General features: G+C 64.8%; 1 protein-coding gene. It reads left to right on the forward strand.

The genetic code is table 11. From position 1 onward, the window contains the following. Positions 1 to 364 (forward strand): hypothetical protein (locus AC1D0P_RS32280; protein WP_477680447.1); only part of this gene is annotated, 364 nt, incomplete at both ends.

Consider the following 364-nt stretch of genomic DNA (forward strand, 5'->3'; position numbering starts at 1 on the left):
GGATCGACGACAGTTTCAGCATCAGGAGAAGCGAGATCCGCAAATCGCGCAGGACGCGATTCTGGCGGCGGTTGGCGCTTGTCATGCTCGCGGCGATCGTCTGCTCGGGCGGGCTTTACGGCTATTTCGCCTGGCGTGGGCAAGTAACCGACAGCGACGTGACGGACGACAACCAGCCCTCCGAAGCCGAGACGCTCGCGGCTTACGCGCCCGAAATCATCGATCTCGCCGGCTCGCCGCTGAGGATCGAGCTTCCCGATGATGCAACGGCGTCCTCGCGGCTGCGCTGGTATGCCGCGCCGGCCGATCTGGCGAAATACGGCGTCGACGGCAGTGTCGCGGTGCTGCATGAACGCATCCTGCC

The sequence above is a fragment of the Polaromonas sp. P1_G2 genome, assembly GCF_056405515.1.